General features: G+C 35.0%; 6 protein-coding genes. 5 read left to right on the forward strand and 1 reads right to left on the reverse strand.

The window, feature by feature from the left end; genetic code table 11:
- Window positions 1–55: 55 nt before the first annotated feature.
- Window positions 56–358 (reverse strand): hypothetical protein, encoded by a 303-nt coding sequence (locus tag MR875_05470; protein ID MCI6994284.1) that lies wholly within the window; start codon window positions 356–358, stop codon window positions 56–58.
- Window positions 359–532: 174 nt separating this feature from the next.
- On the opposite strand from MR875_05470, the gene MR875_05475 reads away from it, so the two are divergent.
- The 5 genes from MR875_05475 to MR875_05495 form a co-directional block, all read left to right on the forward strand.
- Window positions 533–1,834 carry a hypothetical protein gene (locus tag MR875_05475; protein MCI6994285.1) on the forward strand — a complete coding sequence of 434 codons (1,302 nt, stop codon included), beginning with the start codon at window positions 533–535 and terminating at the stop codon, window positions 1,832–1,834.
- 64 nt (window positions 1,835–1,898) lie between these two features.
- Window positions 1,899–2,417, forward strand: a complete 519-nt coding sequence (locus MR875_05480; GenBank protein ID MCI6994286.1) for a hypothetical protein — start codon at window positions 1,899–1,901, stop codon at window positions 2,415–2,417.
- A 231-nt stretch (window positions 2,418–2,648) separates the two neighbouring features.
- On the forward strand, window positions 2,649–2,864 hold the full coding sequence (locus MR875_05485; protein MCI6994287.1) for a hypothetical protein: 216 nt from the start codon (window positions 2,649–2,651) through the stop codon (window positions 2,862–2,864).
- A gap of 1,189 nt (window positions 2,865–4,053) precedes the next feature.
- Window positions 4,054–6,630 (forward strand): DUF262 domain-containing HNH endonuclease family protein, encoded by a 2,577-nt coding sequence (locus MR875_05490; protein ID MCI6994288.1) that lies wholly within the window; start codon window positions 4,054–4,056, stop codon window positions 6,628–6,630.
- A 457-nt stretch (window positions 6,631–7,087) separates the two neighbouring features.
- A partial coding sequence (locus tag MR875_05495) for a hypothetical protein (GenBank protein MCI6994289.1) occupies window positions 7,088–7,843 on the forward strand: 756 nt, incomplete at its 3' end.

Genomic DNA, 7,843 nt, shown 5'->3' on the forward strand with positions numbered 1-7,843 from the left:
TTTTTATTTCTGTTTCTTTGAATATCTTTTATTTCATATTGTATGAAATAATAACCTATAATTTATATAAATCATAATTAGGCAATGCTTCTGGATGTTTTTTAGCATATCTCTTCCAGGCAGTTATTAATTCATCTGCTTCTTCATTGGTTAATATTCTTACGTATGGATTGTTGCCATCAATGTCTCGGGGCATAATCTGGTCTGTAAAACCTATATCCAAAAATTTCATTGCTAAATCTTTATCTTCAACAGCTATGATGTCATTAATCTTATCTAAAAGCTCATTTTCAAATTTTGGAAAATTAGGGGGTAAATGATAAATCATATTATTAATTGAAAAGGAATATACTTTCATTTAATCACTTCTAATTTGTTAATGTCTTTAATAATTTCTTTATTGGTTAATTCTTTTAATACTTGCTAAATCAGTTCTATATTTTCTCATACATTATATTGTTCCATTAATTTTATTACTTATTTTATATAAAAAATATAATAAATAATATAATAATTATTGGAAATGATAATCATGGGGATTACTGATTATATTAAAACTAGATTATTGAATAATCGTGTGGAACAGTACAACACCAAGCGCAGCTATTGGGGAGAGAATGAACGGCAGCCTAGAACTGATGGAATAAATACTGGTCTTGACTTGCCGGATGCACTTCTACCAGTAATTAATAAAACAATAGCTAATGCACGATATGCTGTTAAACTTGACGGGTACACTTCAGGTATTTTGAAAAATAGAATTGATAAAGCTAATGTTAATATTGTACTTGTAGATAAGGAAAATAAGTTATCTCAAGAGCAGAAACTGACTTTGATTTTATGGGCTCGAAAAATTGACATCAGTCAAGTCGCTAAAAACATCCTGCAGGGTGGAATGGTTGATGGGGAGGGATTAATTAAACCTGTAGAGAGATGGGATAAAAAAATTGGCAAATACATCAAACCAATATTTTTAGAAATCGGTGCACACGGCTATGGATTAAAAAAAGAATTCAATGACGATAATGAAGTCCAGTTATTCCTGTATGAGATGCCTAAAGATATTGTTAACGGATCTCCTGAAGAGTTCAATAATTATGTTAGCGTTGAAGAGGGAACATTAACGGTTAAGTATGAACCTGAAGAGGTTATTAACTTCATGTACAATGAAATCTACTGTGAAGCTCAAAGTATTATCTTAAACTGCTTGGATGATATCTATCACAAATGCAACCTTGAAAGAAACCAGGTGGAGAGAATTAATAAGGATAATATTATTGAAGTTAAACCTGCAATGGATGCTAACGGCCAGCCATACATCACTGAGCTGTCATCCACTGCAAAAGAAAATTTATATGCTGATTATGGTACAACTGCTGGCAGTAATGTGGCTATTGTACCTCCAGGAATTGAATCTAAAATACTTGGGGGAAATAACTATCAGTCAGATTATACAAGGCAAACTGAAATCTTTAGAAATAATATTTTGAGAACTTTTGTAACTCCTCAGTCACAGGCAGGTAATGAAAAGTCTAATCAGAACGTTGCTGAATACATTAACGATTCAGCTATTACAGGTTTTATTGTTAATGTGGCTAATGACCAGAAATGGGTGTTAAAGTATTGTAATGAACTATTAAATCGTCAATTAGAGTTAATGGGCATTAATGAAACTTTAGATTTTTACTTCAGCTATTCAAGAGATGATGTATTAAGATACATTATGGAATTGTCTTCTGAAGGTGATGAAATCTATAAGAATTATCTCAGTAACTTTGAAGAGGAGCAGCCGGTTGGTGAGAGGATTTTAAATGATAATGGTGTAGAAATATAATAAAGATTTATATAAAAAATATAATAAAATATATAATAATTAATATAATAAAAATGTGATAATAATGAGACATGAACTTTTTGAAGTTGGATCATATGACTATTCGGACTTGGATGAAAGGTTAACTAAACCTGTTGAATGGACTGAAGACGATCTAAAGCTAATAGCTGAAAACTATCGTGGAGGAATTCCGCTAACCGAAGAACACGATAAGATCTATATTGGCATTGGAAATGACATAAGCTATGAAAAAGGAAAGCTATTCATTGAAATCCCTGATGAACTTGATATGGAAGGAAAAGGCCTTTCTCCTAAAGTTGATGTCTTATTGAAAGATAATGGAGATTCATTTGGAATTGATACTATGAGTTTGATAGATGTTGGTGTAACCAAAAGCCCTAGAAAAATTACCCTGTTGAATTCTGATATAGCTGGAGATGCTGGAGATGCTGGAAATCCTGAACCTGTTCCTCAACCGCAGCCACAGCCTCAGCCTCCAAGCAAAGACGCTAATGTAGCTACAAGTTTATTATTAGAGAAATTGCAAGGTAAGGATGCTGAAATTGGAAAGCTTCAGGAATAGATTAAAACTTTAAAAGAAGAGTCTGAAAAATATGAAGAGATTAAAAAAGCTATTGAAGAGAATAAGGAATTCATTGATAGTAAAGATGATATCTTAAAGGAATTATCTGAACTGAGAAAAGCTGAAAATGAAAGGAAAATTAAAGAGTACGAAGCTAAGTACAACTTTAATTATAATGAGAATCAGCAGGATAAGGAGATAATTGATAAGCTATTGTCTGGTGATGTTGATATGGAATTAATGGAAAAGCTAGCTGAGAGAAGAATTAAAATTGAAGCTAGTAATGATGGTTCAACACCTGGAGGAAGAAACCCATCCAACTCCGGTGAGGCAGGTGAAGTCGGCGAAACCGGCAGCACTGGAGATGAGGATGTACCTTCCTTTACGACTCGTGAGGAATATAATAAAATTCTAAAGGATATGGGATTCAATAGAACTAGGATCTAGCTATGATGGTGTTTTCTTACTTTTCCACCGGAGCTATATTTCTTCATTGAATTGCTCGTTGTTAGTTGTGGAGAGTGTTTTGATGTGTTTCACTCTCCATTAATATTCATATTTCACCTAGTGGGGCAAATCGTGCATTGAAACCCTTAATGCCTAATTAAGGGGGAACAAGCCCCCCTTTAATTACCCACGAATGCCAATACCGAATTTACTTCATTTGCTCTATTAGCGACTCGGAATGGGGGACAAGCCCCCATTCCTCGGAGTCGACAAACAAATGTTTACAAAACTTAACCCCGGAACAGGGGCAAGCCCCTGTTCCTTAAATTTGACAAAGCTATTATTGCTAGGTCTATAGTATTGGCCTTTCGCTATCGCTCAAGGCGTCCAGTCCTCGCTTACGCTCGGACGGAACATAATAGTTAATGCTAATTATAATAAACTAAGTGTGTTCAGGTTCCAACATTCGGAACCGACCGGCGAGGGTCGGTTCCTAAAATTTTATCAAATTAAAATCTTCAAATCCATAAACTCGGAATAGAGGCAAGCCCCTATTCCTCGGCTCTGACAAAGTTATTATTGTTAGGTCTATAGTATTGGCCTTTCGCTATCGCTCAAGGCATCCAGTCCGACCTAAAGGTCGGACTGCATATAATGGTAATGCTGCTCACGATAAACACTTTTTATTCATTGATGACTTACGGAACCGACCGGCGAGGGTCGGTTCCTCCCCATAGTATTGCTCGCCAATTCTATTCACCCAGGCCTCTCCACACACGCCTCCGCTTACGCTCCGGCGTGGGGGTCGGCCTGGGCGAATTGGCTCGCTTATAATATGGGTATGGCAAGGTTGCTCTGGTTTGGGCAAATCCTCAACAGTACTGTTAATGTAATCAAAACTAATTTTCTAAACTTTAATTTGGTGATGTGGTGCTGACATTAACATCCACAATATCGAAAAACAAACTTGGCTCAACCCGTGCATATATCGCAGGGTAAAAGAATTCAAGTTCCAAATATGGTATCGTTAATGTTAATGTTGAATTCGGTTGGGATATCATTGTAAATGCCCCCAGAATATAATCATCTTAAACATAAATTAATTAAGTATAAGAAGAAAAAATAATATTTATCTGGATTAAAAGTTGCAAAGAAAGAATTTAAATTGAAGTAAAAGTTGGGTTATAAAATGAGCGAATTACAATCACTATCCCAAATATTTAATAAGAGGATATTCAGAATACCTGACTATCAACGAGGATATGCATGGCAAGGCCAACAACTTCGTGATTTTTGGGAAGACATAGTTAACCTTCAGTCTGATAGATACCACTATACTGGACTTCTATCACTAAAGAAACTGAATCAGGAAGAAAGCAGGAAACTGGGCAATGATGACTCATGGCTCCTTGATAGTGGATTTGATGCATACCACATTGTTGATGGGCAACAGAGGCTTACAACCTTTGTGATAATGCTTAATGAAATTATCGAATTCACATGCAAATTGTCGGATAATAACGGCAAAAGCGATGATGAGATATATCTTGGATTTGATAATATAAGAGAAATCAAAGCAAAATACATTAGCAGGAAACGACCGCCAGAGAACCTTATCATCACATATATGTTCGGTTATGAAAACGACAATCCGAGTGCAGAATATCTAAAATACAAAGTGCTCGGTCAGGAGTATGGTGGCACTATCAAAGAGACTTATTATACAAAGAATCTTAAGGATGCCAAAGAGTTCTTTGGGAAGGAACTTCAGGCATATTACGAGAAAAAAGGAATAGAAGGAATTAATGATTTGTATCGGAAACTCACATTGAAGCTCATGTTCAATATCCATGAAATAAAAGATGACTATGACGTGTTTGTCGCTTTCGAGACTATGAACAACAGAGGCAAGAGACTGACTAATCTCGAGCTTTTGAAAAATCGCCTTATTTATTTGACTACATTATACTCAAGCGATATATTTGATGAAACAAACAAAATTGCCTTGAGAGAACGTATTAATGAGACATGGAGTGAGGTGTACTATCAACTCGGAAGAAATGAGAATAATTTGCTTTCCGATGATGAATTCCTCAGAGCTCACTGGATCATTTATTATAAATATTCCAGAAAGCGTGGAGATGACTACATCACATTCCTATTAAGAAAGTTTTCGCATAAATCCATTTTTGAGAACATCATCGAAGTTGATCCCGATGAAGAGGAGCCTACATTTTTAATGTCTGTTCAGCAGGACGATGACGATGACATGGAAGTATATTCATCATCGAAAATGACAGACGAGTTCCTACAACCTGAAGAAATACTAGATTATGTGAACAGTCTCAAAGAGACTGCGGAGTATTGGTATTATACTTTCTATCCGGAACAATGCTCAGATATAACAGAAGAAGAGCAGGTGTGGATAGAGAAATTGAATCGTATTGGTATAGCATACTTCAGACCTATTGTTGCTGTTTCATTGATTCCAAGGCTTGAATATTCCAAAGATGAAAGAATCGCTTTCTATAAGGCGGTGGAAAGATTCATATTTATCACATTCCGTATGGGAAGATCTCAATCCACCTATAAGAGTAGCGATTATTACCGTAAAACCCGCGAAGTGTATATGGGAAATATGTCGCTTTCTGATGTGACAGAAGATCTCACAAATACAACAAATGAAAATACAGGGAACGATGTGAGATCTTTCCTTACAAAAATAAACAAACTGTTTATCTCGTATGATGGTTTTTATAGTTGGAGATATCTTCGCTATTTTCTTTTCGAGTATGAGTATTCATTGGCATCAAAGTATAAGTACGACAAGTTATCATGGGCTGATTTGACAAAGGTTGTAAAGGACAAAATTACGGTAGAGCATATTTTGCCTCAGACACCAACAAAACTATGCTGGAGTAACAACTTCAGACAGTTCACGCAAGAAGAAATAAAGACTTTGTCTGCATCGTTAGGTAATTTGTTGCCACTATCTCAGAGTATCAATTCAAAGCTACAAAATGACTGTTTTGATGACAAGAAGGCCAGAGGATATTCAAATGGCTGCCATTGTGAAGTTGAAATATCCAAAGAAGATTCCTGGGATGCAAAACACATTTATGACAGGGGAATGAAACTCCTATCATTCATGGAAACTCGCTGGGATTTCAAATTTGAAGACACAAAACAGAAAGAAGATCTGCTCCATATTTCTTTTGTAAACGATGGAAGGGATATACCTCCGGAAATAACTGAAGAGAACATTCCAGGCATTAATATTCTATCAGATGGCGAGAATGTGGATGCAAGAGATCATGTGGCTGCGATTATAATGAGTTGGGCTAGTTTAAAGGATGGGGCTGGAGAAATACATCTCGATCAAGACCGCTGCGGTAAACTTTACACCCGATTCACCACAGATGTTATGAGTGAGATTCTTCCTGACGCTAAGGATGCCAGAAGCGGTTGGGGAACAAAAAACCATTACTTTTATGAAATTGCTAATGAAGATAATGGAGAATTGTACCTTAAAATGGCTCTTAGTGCTGAGAATATCCCAGATGATTTAAAGGAGATTTGTGAAGTAATCACAGAGCATTTTCCTCCACGGAGGATGCTGAAAAATTGGAAATGGAGGGTTCCATTTTCTACAAAGCGCGTCGATGTTAGCAAATCAACTGATGAAGAAATAATCTGCATACTGAATGACCTATATGCTGAGGCTATGCAGTTTGAAAAACAACTTGTCGATGTCATGAAGGGATAATAAGAGATAATTATCCATTCTGTATTTTCAAAACGCTTGATGAAATAATCATCCAATTTTCTTTTTTTAATTCAATTTCCTAAAAGCTATTTCACATTAACGGCAAGCATTGTTAATATCAATTCAATCTCAACCCTTGCATATATATCTCAGTGCAAGTGAAAACAACTTTTAAATCTCCAAACGGTAATGTTAATGTCAATTCAAGTTCTGGTTTTGCTATTGTTAATGTTAATGTTACTGTTATTTAAATCAAAAGTATTTTTCTAGTTTTAATTATCTAAAGCAAGTCTTACATTAACGGAAGCTATTGTTAATGTTGTTTCTGTTTCAACCCGTGCATATATATCAATGTGTAGGGGAAAAACAAAATCCGAATATTGAATCGTTAATGTCAATGTCAATATTACTTTTTTTATTATATAATTTATATAAAAAGGATAATAAAATATAAATCATGACATTGCAGAAAAAATTACAAATCAATATTGTCATGAGCAATTACAACCAAAGGAGCGGTAGCTATTCATCCGGCTATGATTATATCTTTTTGGATAATTTAGCAAGCAGTTCATATTCCAATTATTTCAGAAGTGATTTGAAGAATCTAAAGATCAAAACCAAAAACAATACTGAATGCCAGGTATTATACATTCCATCTTATGGATCTCAACCGGTAGCCATTCTAGTCAGAGTTCCTGTCAGTCAGATTTCACAAACTACAAAGCTATTGCTGGATGTTCATGATACTTCAACAACATTCTCAAGCACTTTAACAACGGGTAATGAGGTGTTAATGTTTGATGCAAACTCTGATAAATACTCACAATTTTTCATGAACTACTCCGGTTTAAGCATCAACAATGACTCAACAGATGGTGGAAGATTTCTCAGAGCTAGATTTGTTCCAAGCCTTGATGGAAGCTCTCCAACTTCATTATTTACAACAGTTGCCTCTGGAAGTAGTTTATCAAACAATCGTGTTACTGTTGCAAGATTTAAAAGAATTGGAGGTAATGTTGATGTTAATGACAATGCAACATATCATGGTTCAACAATGGGAAGTGTCATATTGACACACAAACTAGATTGTTTTAGATATTTTTTGTATAATTTAATAGTAACTTGTTTTCTTATTGGAAATTATTCTATTTTATTTTTTAAACGTTTAGTTAAACTATTTTATTTTTATTTAGAAAAACTTATATTGCAA

The sequence above is a fragment of the Methanobrevibacter sp. genome (assembly GCA_022775905.1).
Taxonomy (GTDB): domain Archaea; phylum Methanobacteriota; class Methanobacteria; order Methanobacteriales; family Methanobacteriaceae; genus Methanocatella.